The organism is Fructilactobacillus cliffordii, from assembly GCF_024029355.1.
Classification (GTDB): Bacteria; Bacillota; Bacilli; order Lactobacillales; family Lactobacillaceae; genus Fructilactobacillus; species Fructilactobacillus cliffordii.
Window position 1 is genome coordinate 1,261,454 of record NZ_CP097117.1, and the last position, 21,063, is coordinate 1,282,516.

At 45.6% G+C, this 21,063-nt stretch carries 21 protein-coding genes and 1 pseudogene; 20 read left to right on the forward strand and 2 right to left on the reverse strand.

The annotated features are described in order from the left end of the window. Positions 1-34 precede the first annotated feature (34 nt). From M3M38_RS06260 to M3M38_RS06290, 7 genes are all read left to right on the forward strand, one after another. Positions 35-859 carry an energy-coupling factor transporter ATPase gene (locus M3M38_RS06260; RefSeq protein WP_252766907.1) on the forward strand — a complete coding sequence of 275 codons (825 nt, stop codon included), beginning with the start codon at positions 35-37 and terminating at the stop codon, positions 857-859. Further along, entirely contained in the window at positions 838-1,698 is an 861-nt protein-coding gene (locus tag M3M38_RS06265) for an energy-coupling factor transporter ATPase (RefSeq protein WP_252766908.1), read from the forward strand. Before M3M38_RS06260 ends, M3M38_RS06265 begins: the two co-directional genes overlap by 22 nt. Continuing rightward, complete coding sequence (locus M3M38_RS06270) at positions 1,695-2,492, forward strand: energy-coupling factor transporter transmembrane component T family protein (protein WP_252766909.1); 798 nt, start codon at positions 1,695-1,697, stop codon at positions 2,490-2,492. The genes M3M38_RS06265 and M3M38_RS06270 overlap by 4 nt, the downstream gene beginning before the upstream one ends. After that, positions 2,493-3,293, forward strand: coding sequence for a tRNA pseudouridine(38-40) synthase TruA (gene truA, locus M3M38_RS06275; protein WP_252766910.1), 801 nt, complete (start codon positions 2,493-2,495; stop codon positions 3,291-3,293). It begins immediately after the preceding gene. 124 nt (positions 3,294-3,417) lie between these two features. Beyond that, positions 3,418-3,861, forward strand: coding sequence for a 50S ribosomal protein L13 (gene rplM / locus M3M38_RS06280; protein WP_252766911.1), 444 nt, complete (start codon positions 3,418-3,420; stop codon positions 3,859-3,861). A 13-nt stretch (positions 3,862-3,874) separates the two neighbouring features. Further along, positions 3,875-4,267, forward strand: coding sequence for a 30S ribosomal protein S9 (gene rpsI, locus M3M38_RS06285; RefSeq protein ID WP_252750509.1), 393 nt, complete (start codon positions 3,875-3,877; stop codon positions 4,265-4,267). A gap of 81 nt (positions 4,268-4,348) precedes the next feature. Next, complete coding sequence (locus M3M38_RS06290) at positions 4,349-5,560, forward strand: MrcB family domain-containing protein (RefSeq protein ID WP_252813932.1); 1,212 nt, start codon at positions 4,349-4,351, stop codon at positions 5,558-5,560. Between the two features lie 156 nt (positions 5,561-5,716). On the opposite strand, the pseudogene M3M38_RS06295 reads toward M3M38_RS06290, so the two are convergent. Beyond that, positions 5,717-6,136: pseudogene (locus tag M3M38_RS06295) on the reverse strand (YjdF family protein). Between the two features lie 178 nt (positions 6,137-6,314). Between M3M38_RS06295 and M3M38_RS06300 the strand changes: the two are divergent. Genes M3M38_RS06300 through M3M38_RS06315 form a run of 4 tightly spaced genes read left to right on the forward strand, consistent with a single transcriptional unit; the run spans position 6,315 to position 9,131 of the window. Next, on the forward strand, positions 6,315-6,926 hold the full coding sequence (locus tag M3M38_RS06300; protein ID WP_252813933.1) for a hypothetical protein: 612 nt from the start codon (positions 6,315-6,317) through the stop codon (positions 6,924-6,926). A 6-nt stretch (positions 6,927-6,932) separates the two neighbouring features. Further along, positions 6,933-7,922 carry a hypothetical protein gene (locus M3M38_RS06305; protein ID WP_252813934.1) on the forward strand — a complete coding sequence of 330 codons (990 nt, stop codon included), beginning with the start codon at positions 6,933-6,935 and terminating at the stop codon, positions 7,920-7,922. Between the two features lie 35 nt (positions 7,923-7,957). Next, a complete protein-coding gene (locus tag M3M38_RS06310) occupies positions 7,958-8,299 on the forward strand; it encodes a hypothetical protein (protein ID WP_252813935.1) in 342 nt (113 codons plus the stop codon). Then, entirely contained in the window at positions 8,286-9,131 is an 846-nt protein-coding gene (locus tag M3M38_RS06315; protein WP_252813936.1) for an SPFH domain-containing protein, read from the forward strand. The genes M3M38_RS06310 and M3M38_RS06315 overlap by 14 nt, the downstream gene beginning before the upstream one ends. A gap of 46 nt (positions 9,132-9,177) precedes the next feature. On the opposite strand, the gene M3M38_RS06320 is transcribed toward M3M38_RS06315, so the two are convergent. After that, positions 9,178-9,453 carry a DUF2187 family protein gene (locus M3M38_RS06320; RefSeq protein WP_420842632.1) on the reverse strand — a complete coding sequence of 92 codons (276 nt, stop codon included), beginning with the start codon at positions 9,451-9,453 and terminating at the stop codon, positions 9,178-9,180. Between the two features lie 112 nt (positions 9,454-9,565). Between M3M38_RS06320 and M3M38_RS06325 the strand changes: the two genes are divergently transcribed. The 9 genes from M3M38_RS06325 to M3M38_RS06365 all read left to right on the forward strand — a co-directional run bounded on the left by M3M38_RS06325 (position 9,566) and on the right by M3M38_RS06365 (position 21,024). Further along, the gene (locus M3M38_RS06325) at positions 9,566-10,222 is read left to right on the forward strand and encodes a glycoside hydrolase family 73 protein (RefSeq protein WP_252813938.1); all 657 of its coding nucleotides are present in this window, start codon (positions 9,566-9,568) and stop codon (positions 10,220-10,222) included. Then, complete coding sequence (locus M3M38_RS06330) at positions 10,222-11,319, forward strand: 5-(carboxyamino)imidazole ribonucleotide synthase (protein ID WP_252813939.1); 1,098 nt, start codon at positions 10,222-10,224, stop codon at positions 11,317-11,319. Before M3M38_RS06325 ends, M3M38_RS06330 begins: the two co-directional genes overlap by 1 nt. 87 nt (positions 11,320-11,406) lie before the next feature. After that, positions 11,407-13,668 (forward strand): DNA helicase PcrA, encoded by a 2,262-nt coding sequence (gene pcrA / locus M3M38_RS06335; RefSeq protein WP_252813940.1) that lies wholly within the window; start codon positions 11,407-11,409, stop codon positions 13,666-13,668. 15 nt (positions 13,669-13,683) lie between these two features. After that, complete coding sequence (gene ligA, locus M3M38_RS06340) at positions 13,684-15,711, forward strand: NAD-dependent DNA ligase LigA (protein ID WP_252813941.1); 2,028 nt, start codon at positions 13,684-13,686, stop codon at positions 15,709-15,711. 19 nt (positions 15,712-15,730) lie between these two features. Then, the gene (locus tag M3M38_RS06345) at positions 15,731-16,846 is read left to right on the forward strand and encodes a CamS family sex pheromone protein (protein ID WP_420842633.1); all 1,116 of its coding nucleotides are present in this window, start codon (positions 15,731-15,733) and stop codon (positions 16,844-16,846) included. A gap of 24 nt (positions 16,847-16,870) precedes the next feature. Continuing rightward, positions 16,871-17,179, forward strand: a complete 309-nt coding sequence (gene gatC, locus M3M38_RS06350) for an Asp-tRNA(Asn)/Glu-tRNA(Gln) amidotransferase subunit GatC (RefSeq protein ID WP_252795305.1) — start codon at positions 16,871-16,873, stop codon at positions 17,177-17,179. Next, positions 17,179-18,636, forward strand: coding sequence for an Asp-tRNA(Asn)/Glu-tRNA(Gln) amidotransferase subunit GatA (gene gatA / locus M3M38_RS06355; RefSeq protein ID WP_252813942.1), 1,458 nt, complete (start codon positions 17,179-17,181; stop codon positions 18,634-18,636). The genes gatC and gatA overlap by 1 nt, the downstream gene beginning before the upstream one ends. Before the next feature lie 2 nt (positions 18,637-18,638). Next, positions 18,639-20,063, forward strand: coding sequence for an Asp-tRNA(Asn)/Glu-tRNA(Gln) amidotransferase subunit GatB (gene gatB / locus M3M38_RS06360; RefSeq protein ID WP_252813943.1), 1,425 nt, complete (start codon positions 18,639-18,641; stop codon positions 20,061-20,063). Between the two features lie 16 nt (positions 20,064-20,079). Beyond that, the gene (locus M3M38_RS06365; protein WP_252813944.1) at positions 20,080-21,024 is read left to right on the forward strand and encodes a diacylglycerol kinase; all 945 of its coding nucleotides are present in this window, start codon (positions 20,080-20,082) and stop codon (positions 21,022-21,024) included. The last annotated feature ends 39 nt before the right edge of the window (positions 21,025-21,063 follow it).

Consider the following 21,063-nt stretch of genomic DNA (forward strand, 5'->3'; position numbering starts at 1 on the left):
TATACATAAATTTAAGCCAAAAGAGGTGTGAGTGATGCAACCAAAAATTGAATTTCGAAAAGTGGATTTTGCCTACCAGACGGAGGTCTCGGTGCTAAAGCACGTTTCGTTTCAAGTGCAGCCGGGCCAAACCGTGGCCTTGGTCGGCGCTAACGGAAGCGGGAAAAGCACGATTGCTAAGTTATTGACCGGCTTATTAACGCCCAACCAGGGTTCGATTTTGGTTGATCAAACCACCCTCACACCGCAAAACATGGCGGAACTGCGCCAACGCATCGGACTGGTCTTTCAGAATCCCGATGATCAAATTGTCGGAGCAACTGTTGCCGAAAACACGGCCTTTGGACTGGAGAACCGGAACGTTTCCCGTCCGGAGATGCAACGGCGGGTCCAGATGGCGTTGGAGCAGGTCGAAATGTGGGAGTACCGGGATCGTGAACCAGGACTTCTATCGGGCGGGCAAAAGCAACGGGTCGCGCTAGCTAGTGCCCTGGCCATTACGCCCGAAATTTTGATTTTAGACGAAGCGACGAGCATGTTGGATCCGCAGGCCAAGCAGGAGTTGAACCAGATCATTCAACGCCTCCAACAACAGGTTGGCTTAACCATCATCCTAATTACGCACGATTTAGAGATGCTAGCGTTGGCAGAACGAGTGATTGCGCTTGATCGGCAACAGGTGGCGTTCACGGGCACGGCCGCCGAGTTGTTTCATCAGGAAGATTTGCTAATGCGCATGCAACTGGAACTTCCCTTTAGTTTGCAGGTGCAACGCGACTTAGCTGCCCAGCAGGTGCCACTCCCTGCTAATGATTTAAACGAAAAGGAATTGATTGCATGGCTCACCAAGTTACTTTAAAACACGTTAACTATACCTATGGCGAAAAGACGACCGTAGCGCACCAAGCCTTACGCGACGTTAGTTTAACTGTGGAGCAAGGTGACTTTGTGACTATTATTGGGACAACCGGGAGTGGAAAGTCAACGTTAATTAAGCTCCTAAATGGTCTCCAGTTTGCCCAATCCGGTACGGTGGAGGTGCTAGGGGTAACTCTACGTCCCAAGGTGAAAGCAGCTGCTTTAAAGCAGCTGCGTTCCCAGGTGGGGCTGGTATTTCAATCCCCTGAGCAGCAACTTTTCGCTGACAACGTCTTGCAGGACGTCCAATTTGGCCCGCTGAACTTTGGCGCCAGTTCTACGGAAGCCGAGCAGCAAGCCCGGGCAAGTTTAGATCAAGTTGGGATTCCGGTTGAATTGTTGGATCGTTCGCCCTTTGAACTTTCCGGCGGTCAGATGCGGCGGGTCGCGATTGCCGGCGTTTTAGCTAGTCAACCACGGGTATTAGTCTTAGACGAGCCTACGGTTGGTTTGGATGGCCGGGGACGCCGTTCCATTCTGGAAATGTTGCGGCGCTTAAATCAGGAACAGCACATCACGATTATCATGATTACCCACGAGATGGACATTGTGGCGCGGTACGCACAACGGGTGGTCGTGATGAAGCATGGTCGGATTGAACAAGATACGACACCCCGTCAGTTCTTTCAAACCACCCAGAACCAGTTTGTGTTACCCGGCGCCGTTCGAGTGGGACGGGCGCTACAAGCCAATGGGGTTGATCTCGACCAACTTCCGTTAACGCGTCGCGAGCTGGTGGAAAGCATTGTGCACCGGTTAGCAAAGGGGGGAACGGCATGAATCACATGGTTTTTGGAAACTATTTGCCGGGCCATTCCCTGCTGCACTGTCTGCATCCGTCCGGAAAAATTGTCGGGTTAGTGCTGTTGATTACCTGGACCTTATTAGCCAATAATTGGGCCAATTACGCGGTGCTAACCGTGATGATTCTAGCGTTAGTGAAAATGGCCCAAGTGCCGTTTGGGATGCTCTTTTCGTCGCTCCGTCCCTTTGTGTGGCTAATCGCGTTTACCGTCTTGATTCAGCTTGGATTTGGGCACGGCGGAACGACGTACTGGCACTGGGGCCCCTTGAACGTGACCAGCGTTGGTGTCACCACGGCCGGATTGATTTTTGTCCGGTTTCTGTTGATTATCATCGTGGCCATGCTCCTGACGGTGACAACTTCCCCTAATGCGATTGCGAAAGGGGTGGAAACGCTCCTGACGCCGTTGAAAAAGCTGGGGGTGCCGGTGGCCATGATTGGGATTATGCTGTCGATTGCGCTCCGGTTTATTCCCACGTTATTGTCCGAAATGCAGACAATTATGAACGCCCAACGCTCGCGAGGGGTGGTCTTTAACGGTGGTAGTCTCTGGCAACGGGTTAAAAACGTGTTGTCGCTGATCATTCCATTGCTGGTGTCGGCCTTTCGCCATGCGGATAACCTGGCGGACGCGCTGGGCGCGAGTGGCTATGATGCCAGTCAACCGCGGAGTAGTTATTATCAATACCAATGGCACCTTTTGGACACGCTGGCGTTAGTGGGCGTGTTTCTGATTGGGGTCCTGGTAGTGGGATTGCGAGGGGTGTAGATGACACAACGTTATAAGATTACGTTTGCCTACGACGGCACGCAGTTTGCCGGCTTTCAGCGCCAACCACACCAACGGACCGTGGAGGGCGTGCTCACTAAGATTGTGAACCAGATGGCTAAGCAGCCGGAGGGAACGTTGGGAGTTTACGGCTCTGGTCGGACTGACTCCGGGGTTCATGCCCTAGCTCAGGTCGCTCATTTTGACTTCCCGTTTCCGATTCCCGCTGACAAGATGTTGAAGGGTCTTAACAGCATGTGTCCCTTGGATATTCAGATTAAGGACGTAGAAATAGTTCCTGACACTTTTCATGCTCGTTACGATGTGACCGGGAAGAGGTATCTCTACCGGTTGTCACTAGGTCCGTTTACCGATCCGTTTAAGCGTTTTTATACGGCGCACTGGCGCTTTCCGTTGGATTTTGGGCTGATGGAAACAGCGATTCAGGACTTGGTTGGCACCCATAACTTTGCGTCGTTTGTGGCGTCCGGGGCCAAACCCGGAAGTCGGGTGCGCACCATCTTTAGTACCAAAGCGATTAATGACGAAGCCAATCATGAGATTCAGTTGGAATTCTATGGGGACGGCTTTATGTACAATCAGGTCCGGATTATGACCGCGGTCCTGGTCGAAATTGGAATGAAGAAGCGGCCAGTTGACGACATTCAGCGCTTGCTAGCCGTCCAGGATCGGCAGCAGGCTCGACTCACGATGCCGGCCCACGGCTTATTTTTAGAACGCGTTTATTATCCAGGGGATGATCCAGAACACAACGAAAAAAAGCACCCAGTTCGGGATTAATTCTGGGAATGGATTGACATTCTGGGGGATTATTTGTATTATGGTAGTTGGTATTGTTTGCCCCACATAAGCCCCGGAAACTTATAAGGTGTCGAACAAACACAGAAACATGGAGGAAGAAAAAGTGCGTACAACATACATGGCTAAGCCCGGTGAAATTGAACACAAATGGTACATCATTGACGCAGCAGGCGTTCCTTTAGGTCGTCTTGCTAGTGTTACTGCTTCAGTTTTACGCGGTAAAAATAAACCCACATACACACCACACGTTGACTCTGGTGACCACGTCATTATTATCAACGCTTCAAAAGTGGCTTTAACGGGTCACAAAGCAAAAGATAAGATGCACTACCACCACACTCAATACATTGGTGGGATTAAGCAAGAATCATTTGGCATGTTACGCGAAGAAAAGCCAGCTAAGCTAATTGAGCAATCCGTAAAAGGAATGCTTCCTCATGGTACATTAGGACGTAAGATTGCTAAGAAACTTCACGTTTATGCAGGTGAAGAACACAAAAATGATGCTCAAAAACCCGAAGTTTTAGATATTAACAACCTAATTTAAGGAGGAAACACAATTGGCTAAAGTACAATATACTGGCACAGGTCGCCGTAAAGATTCAGTTGCTCGTGTACGCTTAGTACCTGGTACTGGTAAAGTGATTGTCAACAAACGCGATGTTGAAGATTACATTCCATTCCCAAACTTGCGTGAAGTTATTTTACAACCATACAACGTTACGGAAACGCTCGGTAACTACGATACGTTAGTTAACGTAAATGGTGGTGGATTCTCAGGTCAAGCCGGTGCAATCCGTCTCGGAATTGCTCGTGCTTTACTCGAAGTAGATCCTGACTTCCGTGAAGCTTTGAAGACTGCTGGTCTGTTAACTCGTGACCCACGGATGAAAGAACGGAAGAAGCCAGGGCTTAAGAAAGCTCGTAAGGCTGGTCAATTCTCAAAACGTTAAGATTTATGCGAATCTTATTTTGGACACTCACACGTTGGTGTGGGTGTTTTTTTGTTATTGAATTGGAAGGATCTCTATAAGATGGACTTAAAAACATATTTATTAGAAATACTAAAAAATTATGATAATGAAAAAAATAAAGAATTTAAATCCAATGAATTAGCAAATTTTGTTCGAAACCAAGTAGTAAATACTATTCCATCTATAATTTTAGGGAATGATCTTGAAGTACGCGCCTCATGTGGTCAAAGTAAATGGGCATTAGTTCCTTGGATGGGTCTTTTTAATAAGAATATTAGTACATCTGCTCAAAAGGGTTATTATATTGTCTTCTTATTTAGGTCTGATATGAAGGGTGTTTATTTGTCTTTAAATCAAGGATACACATTTTTTAAAACAAGATTTAAACATAATTTCCCAAAACAAAAAATCAAAGAAGTTGGTAATTATTGGAAATCTAATTTAAAGTTTATAAAAAAGGAGGATACGTTTGGTTTTACTACTAATCCAATAAATTTAATTGGTGATAGTATAGTCAAAACTGATTTACCGGAAGGATATGAATTAGGAAATATATACAGTAAATATTATAGTTTTGATTATTTATCTAATTCTGACAATAATGAATTGTTGTATGATTTAAAACATATAATCGAAGTTTTTAATGAATTAATTGCTTGTTTAATTAATGAAAAAGATTTTGTAAAAACTAATGATCAAATCATAAATAATGATAAATATAATGAGTCTAATCATGAATTAATCAATAATAAGTATAGTGATGAAATGACATTGGGGATAGAGACAAAAATTCCTAATGATCAAAAGTTGAAAAAAATTGATCATGTTGTGAAAATTAGTAAACATGATTATGTTAAAGAACTAAGCGAAAACATAAAATTGGGTTTGGAAACTGAAGATTTAGTAGTAGCGAATGAAAAAGAACGACTTGATAAGGATCCTAATGTTTATGATTTTGGGGTTCACCATATTTCTAAAGATTGTGGTGACGGTTATGGTTATGACATTGAAACAATAATATTTAATGATCGTGGAGAGATAATAAAAAGATTATTTATCGAAGTTAAAGCAACAGCGGAAACTAAAGAAACCCCCTTTTTTATGTCTAAAAATGAAATTCAAATAGCTAAGAAAAAAGGGGAGGATTATTTAATATATAGGTTATATAGAAATGAAGCAGAAACCGCCAAATTTAATTTTTATATAATTAGAAATCCATATAGATATCTAAATTTCAAACCGATTAATTACATCGTATACCCCAAAAAATAAATAAATTAATTGATGCTAATGTGCTTAAATATGATCATATATGTACAAATAATTTAACGAATTTATTTTAATTTGAATACTATAATTAACTGAAACAAAGATATTAAGTATAATACATGCAAACAAAAATCGTCGTCCATTTGGACGACGATTTTGTTAATGCCCACAATGTCTTTGCTTTCCTTTCTGTTGCTTTAGCTCAAACTGTTGTTGTTTCAGCTCGCGTTTTAATCGTGCATGACGGTGCTTGCGTTGGTTCTTATGCTGTTCAAATTCAGTTTGCAAAACAGCCTTAGCTTTGGTGACCGGATGCTTCTGCTTTAATTGTTTTTGCACAGCACGCTGCTGACGTTTGGGATTGATTTTCCTTTGCTGATTGATCTCATTTTGTTCTACTTAAGTGAAGTGTAACTGCCGATAATGACGATTCAAATAATGACAAAGTTGCGGTGAGGTAGGAACGGAACTTCCTAAAATAATCTGGGCTACTTGATATTTCTTTTCTGCCTGCACCTCAAAAATACCACGATAAAAAGAGCCATCGAAAATGATGGTTAACTTATTTTGAACAAACATTTGTTTTATTCCTCCTATAAATTTAATTCAAAAACGGGACATCCCTAGGAGGAAGGATACTGATAGCGAATGAGCTACGTCCGGACTACCAACCGGAGCTGTGTTTTTGCTTTGAGTTTAGTGTATCATTAAATTATAAATTATTTGATATAGAATATTTATAATTAGGAAGAATATCATGTTATTTGGAACATCAGTATTTTTTAGAATTTCATATTTTTTTACAGCATTTTCTCCACCTATTGTTTTGGTTATTATCTTAAATTATAATAAGCATTACAAAAATCTTGTATTGATCTTATTTTTATTTGTAATATTAATTTTGTCCATCTACATTAGACAAAAAATAAGTAGAATTAGTAAGGATAAAAATCATAGTCAAACTTTTTTAATTAATTTCGATTTTGATAATGATAACTCTATTGATGGATATCAAATTATAGATGCCACAAAAAAACCTGAAGTTAATGGAGATTTTATTAAATTTGCTATCTCGATTTTATTTCCGTCATTTACTAGTATCTATTCGAGTAAGTTAACTCTATCATTTATTATTATAATTCTCTTATTTACTTTGCTAATGTTAAGTAATGAAACATTCCCGAATATTATTCTTCCTATTTTTGGGGTTCAACTTTTGAATACAGAAGATGGATTTCATATCTTTTATATTAGTAAAAATCAACAGGTTCTTACTGGTATAAAGTATTTGAATTATTTGGGAAATAGTGGGCCTATGTCAAGAACATTCGTTTTAACAGATGATGAATATGAAAAAAATAGGAGTTAATTACTTATGTTTAAAAAATTTTATGCAGTTGGGTGGCAAAGTGAAAAAAATGGTGGAATTCCGAAGGACTTTAGAATTGTTGATTTCAAAAGCGGACTTGAAAATTTTATAGATTCATTAGAGTTTTCTGGATTTGATAAATCTGGGGATGATATAATTGAATATTTTAATTATTGTAAATCTCAATTAAATGATCTTGAAAATAACGGAAATGATACTGATGAACCATTTTTTAGAACTTTGAATAATAATAATAATATTGAATTTAGCAAAATAAAAATAATAACTAATAAAATAAACCAAGATCAGAATTATTTGAGCAATTTTGACGGTATCAGATTTTATATTTTAAATTTTGAAGACAATGAAAAAAATTTACAATACAGATTTTATATAAAAGCGGTTAGAACCGCTAAAATAAATTCAAGATTTGTCTTGTCTAGGTTAGATCATAAATTTAAAATAACTGATTTAAAGAGTGATGGTAAAGTTATGCCCTCTAAAATATCATATGCGGAAGTTATGGATAAGGAAAATAACTCTATTACACAGTATGTTTTTAACGTTAGTGATTATGAAAGTATTTTTGGATTAAATGAAATTAAAGTTAAAGGAGCGACGAACGTAATTAATAAATTTGTTGGGATTAACAATTCAGAAAAAGTTTTTTTAATTTCTAATAATTATAAAGTTAATATTAATGATATAGAGTTAAATAAAATATATGAAAAAATAAATGATAATCGTAGACTTGCAAATGCATTATATAAATACAACAATGAGGCTGAAAATTATAAATTAGATGATGTTAAACTGGCAAATGAAACGTCTAAACAGTTCTTCAATAACCCTTTTACCATTAATGAAGAAAGTAAAACAATAAATGTGACTAGTGACTCATTTGAAACATTTGTATCTGTGATAACCAATCTGACTAAATTAGGAATAGCAGCTCATGATTATGAGAATAAAATAGCTCCGTCAAAGAAAAAATAATTTATTATGAGATATTCCATAGAAGGAGGTCCCGAATGCCCGACCACAGCGACCTCAACATCCAACTCAACAACGATCTCCTTCGTACTATCACCATGCTAGCCAGCGCTAAGGGTATCAGCGTTTCTGCTGAAATTGAATCAATTCTCACCCAGCACTTTGCCAAGCCCGAGCTCGTTGGTATCACCGATTTAGTGGGCACCGAAATCACGGATCAGCAATTGCAGGATGACGGCTTAGTGAAACTCCACGGTGTGTTATACTTTTACCAACTCGTGGACACGAAACGGCACCGGCACGAAACGTACGTGGTGGCGGATGTGACTGACCAAAAAGTTTATTTAGTCGCTAAAGGAGAATATCATGCTGGGAATTAAAATTGTGCAACAAAATAACGTCGGATTGGTAACTTTCTTGGGAAAGTACGCCCGTCAGTTTGAAAGTGGACTGCACTTCTACATTCCGTTTTTTGAACGGGTGAAAACGGTCAGCCTTCAGTCACAACCGCTGGCATTACCCGTGCAAACCGGAATTACCCGCGATAACGCCAGCATCAGCATCCAGGTTACGTTGAACTACCGGATTACCAACGCTGAACGTTACACCTTTGGGAACAGCAACTCAATTCAATCGATGGCATACCAGGTGAGTGGGACGTTGCGGGATATTATCGGAAGCATGGATCTGGATGACGTTCTGAATTCGACTGACAAAATTAATACCAAGTTGATGCAAAATATTGGGGATCTTACCAACACCTACGGAATCATGATTGAACGGGTGCAAATTGGCGACCTGACTCCTTCCAAAGGAGTGAGTGAAGCGATGGAAAATCAAATCACAGCTTCGAAGAACAAACAGGCTACGATTTCGGAAGCGCAAGGTAACGCCGAACAGATTCGTTTGAACACCGAAGCTAAAAATGCGGCTAAGATTGCGACTGCCAAGGCTGACAAGCAACAGACGGAGATTCACGCGGATGCCGCTGCTTATGCCACCAAGGTGCAAGCGGAAGCCGACCAGTATCGGATTGAGCAATTGCAAGCTGCTTTGGCTAACATTGACCAGAAGTATTTGAACGCGCAGTCCATTGACGCATTGAAGTCGGCCGGAGAACAGGGGAACCTGATTATTGTTCCGAACGACAGCAACGCTGATTATGGACAACTCGCTACTTTCAGCAAACTGCTCCACAAACCAGACCAATAAAAAAATGACCACCAATTTGAAGTTGGTGGTCATTTTTTACGTAACTCTATTTATCATCCTCAGCGGGCTCGTCTGCTTTTTTCGGCCTTGGACCTTGCTTCACCATTTTCAGGTTTTGCCAGTTAATCACGGTTTTGTTGTGGTAGGTATCAATGATGTCTGGATCACTGCTTTCAAACCCAATTAGAAAAGAATTTTTGTATGCTTTTTCAATCGTTCCCGTAAAGTCTTGTTTCTTAATTTGAAAGGCTACTTCATCGCCGACTTCAAAGGGTGATTTTTCGGTTGCGGTTTGTTCATCGTTTTTCTTTGGCACAATCATCGCCTCCTCAAGGATTGCTAACCTATGAAATATAAACGATTCCCGTACTTTTGTCAATTCTTAACTATTTTGTAGTACAATTTATACATCTAAGACAAGCTAGGTGGTAAATGTGACAAAAAAGCGACGGCGCCCCCGCCGGAAACGAAAAACAACTAAGAAGAAACGACCCCAGTCCAATAATTTTAGCGGTTTTATTCTCATTATTGTGATTGTCACTTTGTTAGCCGGGACCATCTGGGGGATTAATTACATCACTCAACCTCGTTATTCCCAATCAAACGTCAGCCAACAGCACCAAAAGTTTATCAATCAAATTTTACCGGCTTCGTTACGAGCTCAGCGGGAGTATAAAATTCTGCCCAGCATCACGATTGCCCAGGCGATTTTGGAATCGAACTGGGGGCAAAGTCAATTGTCTTCCCAGTACCACAATCTGTTTGGTGTGAAAGCTACTTCCAACCAACCTAGTGTAGAGTTAAGTACCACGGAGTTTACCAACGGCAAGGCGGAAAACGTGACGGGGCGCTTCCGAGTTTACGCTAGCTGGGACGAGTCGATTGAAGCACACGCCAAACTACTGGCAAACGGAACAGATTGGAATAACCTGCAGTACCAGGATGTCGTTCGTGCCAACAACTATCAGGACGCTGCACGAGCTTTAAGTACGGGTGGTTATGCGACCGATCCCGCTTATGCCGACAAAGTCATTGCCATCATTGAAAAGTATCACCTTAATCAATACGATCACCAGGAGGGCCAGCGATAATGAAACTATTAAATCCAGGAATGACACTGGGAATCATCGGAAAAGGATATCAACTACAACAGCTCGCGGATGCCGCACGCAGGACGGACTTAAAGGTTTTATTGTATCCCACTTCGACGTCTGAACATCCGCATTCCTTAACTGATGCGGATTTCTTACACGCCTTTGCCGAGCAAAGTGACGTGACGACCGCCATTACGGAGTCGGTTCCGTTGGCATCGTTGGAAACCATCGCGACCGGATCGGAATTTCCGCAGGGAACGGAACTGACCGAAATCAGTCAAGACCGGGCGTTAGAACAAGCCTTTTTCCAATCCCTGAATCTGAACGGGGTGCCGTTTAGCACAGTCATTAACACGAGCGACGTGGAACAAGGGATTGAAACACTAGGCTTACCAGCCCAAATTATTCCAATTTCAAAACGAAGTGCCAACCAGCAACCGTTGGATCTAAAGACGAAGGATGACTTGGTCAAGTTTAACCCATTAGCTGGACACGGCAGTTATTTGTTTATTCCCGACCTACCGGTTAAGCACCATTTGGTTGCTAGCGCCACGAAGAGTGTCCAAGGAAAAATTGAATCGTTTCCACTGGTCCAAATCAACCAGCCGGGACGCTCATTTACCAGCCTCACTGAGGACACTAAGTTAATCTCACCGGATGTCCAAATGGAAATTGAAACAACGATGCAAAAGATTGGGGAAGCACTCCACGTGGTCGGTAACTTTGCGGTGTCACTGTTAGTCACCACTACCGACATTTTGTACGTTCAGGGATTATTGCCGGCGCTTGACCTACCGGTGAACGTCTTGCAACGGGGACTCAACACCACGCCGGCGGAGCAACACTTACGAGCCATTCGGGGGTTACCACTAACACCGATTCACCAATTTCAGTCCGAACGATGGCTTAGTTTAACCAAGTACCAACGTGCAGCAGCGCTCGAGGCGCAACGGCAATACCCGGACTGGAATTTTGACTTTAGCTATCGGGATGACAATCCAGGAACCAGTGGAGACGTTTGGATTCCTGTCGATGAACCGGCGTTGACCAACGACCGGATTCAACGAGCCCGGTTACTAACACATGAAGAATAAATCAGAAAAAAGGGAGTCAGCAAATCAGCTGGCTCTATTTTTGCTATAATTGAACTACGTATTGAGAAATTTGAAAGGACGAATCGAATGGCGCGTGCAGACTTGCTACAGAACATGAATGAGAAACAACGAGAAGCCGTCGAACACGTCGATGGCCCGTTGTTAATCATGGCCGGAGCCGGCAGTGGGAAAACCCGGGTGCTGACCCACCGCATTGCCTATTTAATTGAAGAAAAACACGTTTTGCCTTGGAACATTTTGGCGATTACATTCACGAACAAGGCGGCGCGCGAAATGAAAGAACGAGTTAACCAACTCTTAGAGGTGGGTGGCGATGACGTGTGGGTTTCGACTTTCCACGCGTTAGGGGTTCGAATTCTGCGCCGTCACATCGAAAAGTTAGGGTATAACCAAGCCTTTTCAATTGCCGGAACTAGTGAACAAAAGACGCTTGTAAAACGAATTTTGGCGGATCTTAACTTAGATCCGAAAAAGAACGATCCCAGAGCGATTCTGGGCGCGATTTCCAACGCCAAAAACGATTTGGAAACGCCAGCTGATTACCGCCAAAAGCACGATGACGGCAATCCGTTTCACACGGTAGTCGCGGACGTTTACGCGGAGTACCAAAAACGTCTCCACGCCAACGATTCGGTCGACTTCGACGATTTAATCATGTTGACCATCCAGCTGTTGGAACAATTTCCAGACGTTTTGGATTACTACCAACAAAAATTCCGCTACATTCACGTGGATGAATACCAGGATACGAACGAAGCCCAGTATCGGTTAGTAACGATGCTCGCGGACAAGTACCACAACCTCTGTGTTGTAGGGGACGCTGACCAGAGTATCTACGGTTGGCGGGGCGCCAACATGAACAACATTCTGGACTTTGAAAACGATTATCCGGATGCACACGTGACCCTCTTGGAACAAAACTACCGGTCGACTAAAACGATTTTAAAGGCCGCCAACGAAGTGATTCAAAATAACGAGGAACGTAAGGATAAAAACCTGTGGACGGAAAACCAGCAGGGCGAAAAGATTACCTACTACCGGGCGCAAAGTGAACGGGACGAAACCCAGTACGTAGTTGCTAAGATTAAGGAAGAAATGAAGCAACACCACTACAAGTACAGTGACTTTGCCGTCCTCTACCGGACCAATGCCCAATCCCGGGTAATCGAAGAAACTTTCCTGAAAGCAAACGTTCCCTACACCATGGTTGGGGGTCACAAGTTCTACGAACGTAAAGAAATTATGGATATTCTGTCCTATCTAACCTTGGCCGCTAATCCCAACGATTCGCTCAGTTTTGAACGGGTGATTAACGTCCCGAAACGGGGAATTGGGGCCACCAGTTTTCAGAAACTTCGTGACTTTGCGGAGGAAAACGGCTGGGGACTCTCCGAAGCCGCTCAAAACGTGGCTTTGGCTACTAACATCTCTACTCGAGCTCGAAACGCGATTGAGGACTTCGGAGTCACGATGGCGCAATTGCACGGCGAAGTAGCCGACAAATCGGTCACAGAGATTACCGAAACGTTACTGGAAAAAACGGGTTACGTAGCTAGCCTGCGTCAGGAAAACAACTTGGAATCCCAGGCCCGTCTTGAAAATATTGAGGAATTTCTAACCGTGACCCAGGACTTTGACGAAAAATTTGATCCGGATCAGAGTGAAACGGGGAACCGGTTGGTGGACTTCTTAGCCGATCTGGCCTTGGTTTCCGCTCAGGATGACGTCGACGAAACGGCTCCGCAGGTCACGTTGATGACGTTACACGCTGCTAAGGGACTCGAATTCCCAGTCGTTTTCATGGTCGGAATGGAAGAAAATCTCTTCCCATTGGCCCGCGCTGCGGAGAACCCCGATGAATTAGAAGAAGAACGTCGCTTAGCGTACGTTGGGATTACCAGAGCCCAACAAAAGCTATACATGACAAACGCTTATGCTCGCACGTTATACGGTCGGCAACAAAATAACCCCGCGTCGCGCTTTATGGATGAAATTAATACCGATTTATTAGAAAATGAGATGAGCCAACCTACGACCACACAGGGACCGCGGACGCCGTTTGATAGTGATCGTTACCGACGTCGGACCGCCACTGCCACCCAACCGACGTATCAATCTCGGCAAACAGTGGCAAAACCACAGGGAACCGGAGCTGACCAGCAAAGCTGGCAAGTGGGGGATCAAGTGACCCACAAAGCCTGGGGCACCGGAACGGTCGTGAAGGTCAACGGGACTGGCGAAGACATGGAACTAGACATTGCGTTTGAGGCGAAGGGAGTCAAACGACTTCTGGCGGCCTTTGCGCCCATTCAAAAAGTAGAACAATAGAAGGGAGCACCGGTCGTGCAGGAACTTGATTTAAATCAGCTAACTGAAGCCGAAGCAGCACAACGGGCGGCAGCATTACGCCCCCAGTTGTTGCAGTGGGGCAAGGAATACTACGAAAATGACCAGCCGTCGGTGCCCGATGCGGAGTATGACCAGGCCTACAACCAGTTGGTGCAACTCGAAACGGCCTTTCCGGCAATTGTCACGCCGGATTCGCCTACGCAACGAGTCGGGGGACAGGTCGACAGTGAATTTACCAAAGTTCCGCACCCGATTCCGATGCTGTCTTTAGGGGACGTCTTTTCTGCGGATGAACTAAACGAATTCGTGGTGCGCCTGCAAAAGGATTATCCGGCGGTCCAGGAATTTAATTGCGAGCTCAAAATTGATGGACTTTCCATCTCACTGCGGTACGAACAGGGCCGGTTGGTGCAGGGATCGACGCGGGGAAACGGAGTGATTGGAGAAGACATCACGGCGAACGTCAAAACGATTGCTTCGATTCCGCAACGGCTGAGTCGGCCAATTGACATTGAGGTGCGGGGTGAGTGTTACATGGGCAAAGATGCCTTCTTGAAACTCAACGAGCGCCGCGAACTCGAGGGCAAGGCGACCTTTGCCAATCCACGGAACGCTGCGGCCGGAAGTTTGCGGCAGCTAGATCCCAAAGTCACCGCCGCCCGGCACTTGAGTACCTTCATGTACAATGTCGCGGACTACGATGATTTAGAGGCCACCACCCAGAGTGGATTGCTGGCAGAACTCAAAGAGCTCGGTTTTAGTGTTGACCCTGACTACCAAGTTGCCCACACGCTGGACGAAATTAATGCTTACATTGAAAAGTACCAGGCACAACGGGATCAGCTGAGTTATGGAATTGATGGTATTGTAATTAAGGCTAACTCGCTGGCGTTACAAACGGAAATTGGTCACACCGTAAAGGTGCCGAAGTGGGCGATTGCCTACAAGTTTCCTCCAGAAGAAGCCCACGTCAAAATCGATGCAATCGAATGGACGATTGGGCGGACCGGGGTAGTGACCCCCACGGCGGTCTTTGCGCCGGTGAAGTTAGCCGGAACCACGGTCTCCCGGGCCACGCTCCACAATCCTGATTACATCGAAAAGAAGGATATTCGGATTGGCGATACCGTGGTTGTTTATAAGGCCGGTGACATCATTCCCGAGGTAGAACATTACCTGCCTCAGGAACGACCGGCGGATGCACAACCGTACGTGATTCCGACCACCTGTCCATCGTGTGGAGCTGAGTTGGTTCACCTAGACGATGAAGTGGCGCTCCGGTGCATTAATCCCCAGTGTCCGGCGCAACTAGCTGAACAGGTGACTCACTTTGCGTCGCGAAACGCGATGGACATTGAAGGACTCGGTCCCAAAATTGTGCAGCAGCTCTTTGCCAAGCACCTGATTAAGGACGTGGCTAGCTTGTATCACCTACAGTTTGACGATCTGGTTACGCTCGACAAGTTTGGAGAAAAATCAGCTCAGAACTTATTGCAGGCCATTGATCAGAGTCGAGCGAACTCGTTAGAACGATTGCTGTTTGGACTGGGCATTCGGCATGTCGGTGGCAAGGCCGCCTTGTTGCTAGCCCAACACTTTGGTTCGTTAGACCAGCTTCGGGCGGCGAACGCTGAAGAAATTGAAGCAATCGACTCCATCGGGGGCACGATTGCTGACAGCCTGGTGACCTACTTTGCCGAACCCAACAGTCAAGAACTCTTACAAGAACTGGCGGATGCTGGCGTGAACTTTGAATACCGAGGTCAGGCACCGGTCACCCAGAGTGATAGTTTCTTCTTTGGTAAGAAAGTGGTGCTCACAGGCAAGCTGCAGGAGATGACGCGAGGAGAAGCCCAGTCTTTCATTGAAGTGCAGGGGGGCACCGTTACCAGTAGCGTCTCGAAAAAAACAGACTTAGTCATTGCCGGAGAAGCCGCCGGCAGTAAGTTAACCAAAGCGCAGTCGTTAGGCATACCCGTCTGGGACGAACAACGATTTAGCGCCGCCATGGCTGAACAATAAAGAAGAGGAAGGTGCAGTTGTGAAGAAAGTCGGCATTGGGATTATGCTGGCGGTCAGTGCGGTCGTACTGGCAGCCTGTGGTAATCAAAATAAGATGAGCTCTAACAGTGGCTCGACCAAAACCGAATTAACTGGTTCAAATTCCAGTGGAAACTACCAAAGTGTGATCCAGGACGGCCACTATCAAACCAGTAAGTCGTCTGGAGTCAATGAACAACAAACGAGTAACCAGTTTAATCTAGAAGGATTTCAACACGGCTTGCTCGACATTTCCAAAAAGGAATTTGACCCGAGCAAGTACGTTTTTCAAGAAGGTCAACAAATCTCAACCGAACAAACCTATAACTGGTTGGGTCGCAAGACCAAGGATAATCCGGATGGGTTAAATCCCGAACAACCGGACAAACAAGTGGTGCCGGAATACCTGCAACAAATCGACGAACAGGATTTCTTGCAGCAAACCGGTGGCAAGCTCCAGTTAAAGGGAATGACGATTGGTTTAGGCTTGAATTCAGTGTACTATTACACTAAGGAAAAGTACGGAGCACAATATTCTAAGAAACTGAGCGACGACGAGATTCAAGCCAAAGGAAAAGAAATGGCTAACGAGATCTTGAAACGGATGCGCGAGAAACCGGAAACTAAAGACATTCCGATTGTGATTGCTCTATACAAGGCCGCTCCGGATGACAGCTTGGTCGGCGGGAACTTCTTTGCCTACTCCATGAATCGAGCCGGCTCGAAGAGCGTTGATACTTGGAATAAGATCAACCAAAAGAACTACGTATTTCCAACGGCTGGGAACGAAAAGGTACCAAACGCCAATGATGAGTCCGCTTTTGAACAATTCAAGAACAAGGCGCAAAGTTACTTCCCGAACCTGAGTGGGGTCACTGCCCAAGCACAATACACGGACGGTACCTTGACTGGGATGCACGTGAACATCACGACTCAGTTCTACAGCTACACGGAAATTAATAGTTTCACCCAATATTTGCAGACCGCCGCGCAGAAGTACTTGCCACGCAACGTTCCGATTGAAATCACGGTCGGTTCCACGAACGGGGTCCAAAGTTACCTAAACCGGGATCGGGATGCCCGGAAGTTTACCACGCATGTATTTAACAACTATTAGGAAATCAGGTAAGGAGAAAGTTTGATGAGTGAAAAAGTAGATCAAGCCCGGACCCAACACATTGCCGGGTTAGCCAAGCTGAAAATTGCTGACGCAGAACTCGATCAGTTTACGGAACAATTAAACGACATGCTCGACATGTTGGATCAACTTGGAACGGTGGATACGGAAGGGGTGGAACCTACCTACTCCGTAACCGACCAAATCAACGTGATGCGACCAGACGTTGCTAACAACTGGGGTGAACGCGATGCCTTATTGCGTAACGCACCAGAATCTGTTGATGGTTTGATTCGGGTTCCTACCATTATTGACGAAAGCGAGGACGAATAATGAACTATTTTGACCGTGATTTAGAGTCCGTCCACCAAATGCTGGTCGACGGCGAGCTTACTTCCGCCGAACTGACGAAACAAACGTTAGCTAACATTGATGCTCATGAAGCAGATTTGCAAGCCTACCTCGCCATGAACGACGAGGCCTTAGCACAAGCAGAAAAAATTGATGCGGCTGGGATTGATCCTGACAACGTACTCTCTGGGGTACCAGTGGCCATTAAGGATAACCTGGTGACGACTAACATGCCCACGACGGCAGCTTCCAAGATGCTAGAAAACTTCCACTCCCTCTTTAATGCCACTGTAGTCGAAAAGCTGCAAGCTGCTGGCGCTGTGATCGTCGGCAAGACCAACCTTGATGAATTTGCGATGGGCAGTTCGACCGAAAAATCAGCCTACAAGACCACGCGCAATCCCTGGGATACTAACACGGTGCCTGGTGGTTCGTCTGGTGGTTCAGCTACGACCGTTGCGGCCGGCGAAGTTCCCGCTAGTTTGGGATCCGATACCGGTGGTTCGATTCGGCAACCCGCTTCCTTTACCGGAGTGGTTGGAATGAAACCTACCTACGGACGAGTTTCGCGGTGGGGATTAATCGCATTTGGATCTAGTTTTGACCAAATTGGACCGTTCACGCGGACGGTGAAGGACAACGCCTACCTCTTAAACACGATTGCCGGTCACGACGACCACGATGCCACTTCCTCTGACAAAGAAGTACCGGACTTTACGGCTGGGATCGACCAAGGAGTCCAGGGCATGCGGATTGCGCTACCGAAGGAATACCTGAGCGATGGCATTGATCAATCCGTGAAGGATGCCATTCAAGTCGCTGCCAAAAAGTACGAAGAACTGGGCGCTACTGTTGACGAAGTTTCCTTACCGCACGCTCAGTACGGTGTGATGGCTTACTACGCCTTGGCTTCTTCAGAAGCTTCCTCTAACTTGGAACGGTTTGACGGAATTCGCTACGGTTACCGCGCCGAAGATCCGAAGAACCTGGAAGATCTGTACGTGAAAACCCGTTCGACGGGCTTTGGTGACGAAGTGAAGCGCCGGATCATGCTGGGAACCTTTGCGCTTTCCGCTGGTTCGTTTGACAAGTACTTTAAGAAGGCCGCTCAAATTCGGACGTTGATCATCGAGGATTTCCAAAAGGTGTTCCAAGATCATGACCTGATTATGGGACCTACAGCACCAACGACGGCTTTTGCAGTGGGTGCTGAAAGTACCGACCCGACCGAAATGTACATGAACGACGTGATGACAATTCCGGTCAACCTCGCGGGGCTACCGGGAATGTCGTTACCCGCTGGCTTTAGCAACGGTCTCCCAATTGGAATGCAGTTGATTGGAAAACCCTTCGCCGAAAGTACAATTTACCAAGCGGGGCACGCCTTTGAACAAAACACTGATTTTCACAAGCAAACCCCACAGTTGGGAGGTAAATAAGGATGAACTTTGAAACAACAATTGGACTAGAAGTCCACGTGGAATTAAAGACCAAGTCGAAGATTTTCAGTCCTTCACCAGTCAGCTACGGAGCAGAAGCCAACGAAAATACTAACGTGATTGATTGGGGATATCCAGGAACCTTACCTCGGGTTAATAAGCAAGTGATTGCCAACGGAATTACGGCTGCTTTAGCCCTGCACGCTGACATCGAAAAGCACCCCCACTTTGACCGGAAGAACTATTTCTATCCGGATAATCCCAAGGGGTACCAGGTCACGGAAAACGACACTCCGGCTGCTACTAACGGTTGGATTGAAGTTCAGACCGCTGATGGCGGGACCAAGAAAATTGGGATTGAAGAGATGCACGTCGAAGAAGATGCCGGAAAGAATACCCACGGAAACAAGTACTCCTACGTGGATTTGAACCGGCAGGGAACCCCGTTGATTGAAATTGTTTCTAAACCAGAGATGACAACTCCCCAAGAAGCCTACGACTACCTTGAAGGTCTCCGGGAACGGATTCAGTTTACCGGGATTTCCGACGTGCGGATGGAAGAAGGTTCGATGCGGGTGGACTGTAACATCTCAATTCGACCAGTGGGTAGTGACAAACTCGGTCAAAAGATCGAATTGAAGAACCTGAACTCCTTTAACTACGTCCGCAAAGCATTGGCCTACGAAGAACAACGTCAGGCGCAAGTGATTATGGCCGGGGGTACAATTGGGGCTGAAACCCGTCGTTTCGACGAATTAACCGGTAAAACCTATCTGATGCGGGTTAAGGAAGGGAAAGACGATTACCGTTACTTCCCTGAACCAGACCTGCCTAGTTTGGACATTTCGGATGCTTGGATTGACGAATTACGCGCTGCCTTGCCAGAAATGCCAGGGAAACGGCGCGCTCGCTACGTCAACGAACTTGGTTTAACTGACTACGACGCCATGGTTTTAACACAGACCAAGGAAATGTCTGACTTCTTTGACCGGTTGATTGAACTAGGCAGCGATCCGAAGATGGCTTCAAACTACCTACAAGGGGACGTAAACGCCTATTTGAACGACCAACAAGTGAAGTTGGAAGACACTAAGATTACGCCGGAAGCCTTGGCGGCCATGATTAAGATGTTGATGGACGAAACCATTTCCACTAAAATGGCAAAGAAGGTCTTTAAGGCCATCACCAAGGGTGAAGATCCCGAAGCCTTCGTGAAGGAAAAGGGCTTAATTCAACTGTCTGATCCAGCCGAATTGAAACCAATCGTGGACGACGTTTTAGCTAACAATCCTCAATCAATCGAAGACTTCCACAACGGGAAGGATCGGGCGGTAGGCTTCCTCGTGGGTCAAATCATGAAACGGACCCAAGGAAAGGCCAACCCGAAGATTGTGAACCAAATCCTGATGCAAGCACTAAACCAATAGAAAGCGGTGGCACCACATGCGAAAACGAGCACGCGTAATTTATAACCCAACCTCTGGACGAGAAACGCTGAAGTCCAAGTTGGTCGATATTTTAGACGTTTTGGAACGGGGTGGCTACGAAACCAGTGCCTACGCTACGACCCCCCAGGAAAATTCAGCTCGTGATGAGGCCACTCGGGTCGCTCGGGAAGGTTTTGATTTGGTGGTGGCTGCTGGTGGTGACGGTACGATTAACCAGGTGATTAACGGGATTGCGCCGTTGGAACACCGCCCCAAGCTCGGGATTATCCCGGCCGGAACGACCAATGACTTTGCCCGGGCCCTCGGGATTCCGCGCGACGACCTGGTTGAAGCCGCCCGGGTAATGACACGGGGACAGTTACTGCCGATGGACGTCGGCAAGGCCAGCAATGACGAGATGACGCAGTACTTCATTAACATCGCTGCTGGTGGTCGGTTAACCGAACTGACCTACGATGTTCCGTCCGACTTAAAGACCGTCTTTGGCTACATTGCCTACCTGGTAAAAGCCGTGGAAATGTTGCCCCAAGCACGTCCGATCGACATGAAGGTGACGTACGATGGCGGTCACTACGAAGGGAAAGCCTCGATGTTCTTCCTCGCCATGACCAACTCGGTCGGTGGGTTTGAACAAGCGGTGCCTAATGCTTCTTTGAATGATGGGAATTTCACCATGATCATCGTGAAAACCGGGAACATGATGGAGATTCTCCAACTATTGACGAAAGCCCTGAATGGGGGGCGGCACGTGAATGATTCGCGGATTATCTACAAGAAAACGCGGCACTTCACGGTGGAGCAACAGGACACGAAACGCCCGATGCCCATCAATCTCGACGGGGAATACGGCGGGAGTGCACCGATGCAGTTTGAAAATTTGAAGGAACACCTGTCGATTTTTTCGAACCTGCCCCAGCAACCGCAACAACTATTAGAATAAATCAAAAAAGTTTTGTCGTGATCGGCGGCAAAACTTTTT

Coding starts and splice junctions, on each gene's coding strand:
- M3M38_RS06300 (WP_252813933.1), top strand. CDS start 6,315: ATGTTATTTGGAACATCAGTATTTTTTAGAATTTCATATTTTTTTACA.
- truA (WP_252766910.1), top strand. CDS start 2,493: ATGACACAACGTTATAAGATTACGTTTGCCTACGACGGCACGCAGTTT.
- pcrA (WP_252813940.1), top strand. CDS start 11,407: ATGGCGCGTGCAGACTTGCTACAGAACATGAATGAGAAACAACGAGAA.
- M3M38_RS06365 (WP_252813944.1), top strand. CDS start 20,080: ATGCGAAAACGAGCACGCGTAATTTATAACCCAACCTCTGGACGAGAA.
- M3M38_RS06265 (WP_252766908.1), top strand. CDS start 838: ATGGCTCACCAAGTTACTTTAAAACACGTTAACTATACCTATGGCGAA.
- gatC (WP_252795305.1), top strand. CDS start 16,871: ATGAGTGAAAAAGTAGATCAAGCCCGGACCCAACACATTGCCGGGTTA.
- M3M38_RS06320 (WP_420842632.1), bottom strand. CDS start 9,453: ATGATTGTGCCAAAGAAAAACGATGAACAAACCGCAACCGAAAAATCA.
- gatA (WP_252813942.1), top strand. CDS start 17,179: ATGAACTATTTTGACCGTGATTTAGAGTCCGTCCACCAAATGCTGGTC.
- M3M38_RS06260 (WP_252766907.1), top strand. CDS start 35: ATGCAACCAAAAATTGAATTTCGAAAAGTGGATTTTGCCTACCAGACG.
- gatB (WP_252813943.1), top strand. CDS start 18,639: ATGAACTTTGAAACAACAATTGGACTAGAAGTCCACGTGGAATTAAAG.
- M3M38_RS06310 (WP_252813935.1), top strand. CDS start 7,958: ATGCCCGACCACAGCGACCTCAACATCCAACTCAACAACGATCTCCTT.
- M3M38_RS06330 (WP_252813939.1), top strand. CDS start 10,222: ATGAAACTATTAAATCCAGGAATGACACTGGGAATCATCGGAAAAGGA.
- M3M38_RS06305 (WP_252813934.1), top strand. CDS start 6,933: ATGTTTAAAAAATTTTATGCAGTTGGGTGGCAAAGTGAAAAAAATGGT.
- M3M38_RS06315 (WP_252813936.1), top strand. CDS start 8,286: ATGCTGGGAATTAAAATTGTGCAACAAAATAACGTCGGATTGGTAACT.
- M3M38_RS06270 (WP_252766909.1), top strand. CDS start 1,695: ATGAATCACATGGTTTTTGGAAACTATTTGCCGGGCCATTCCCTGCTG.
- M3M38_RS06290 (WP_252813932.1), top strand. CDS start 4,349: ATGGACTTAAAAACATATTTATTAGAAATACTAAAAAATTATGATAAT.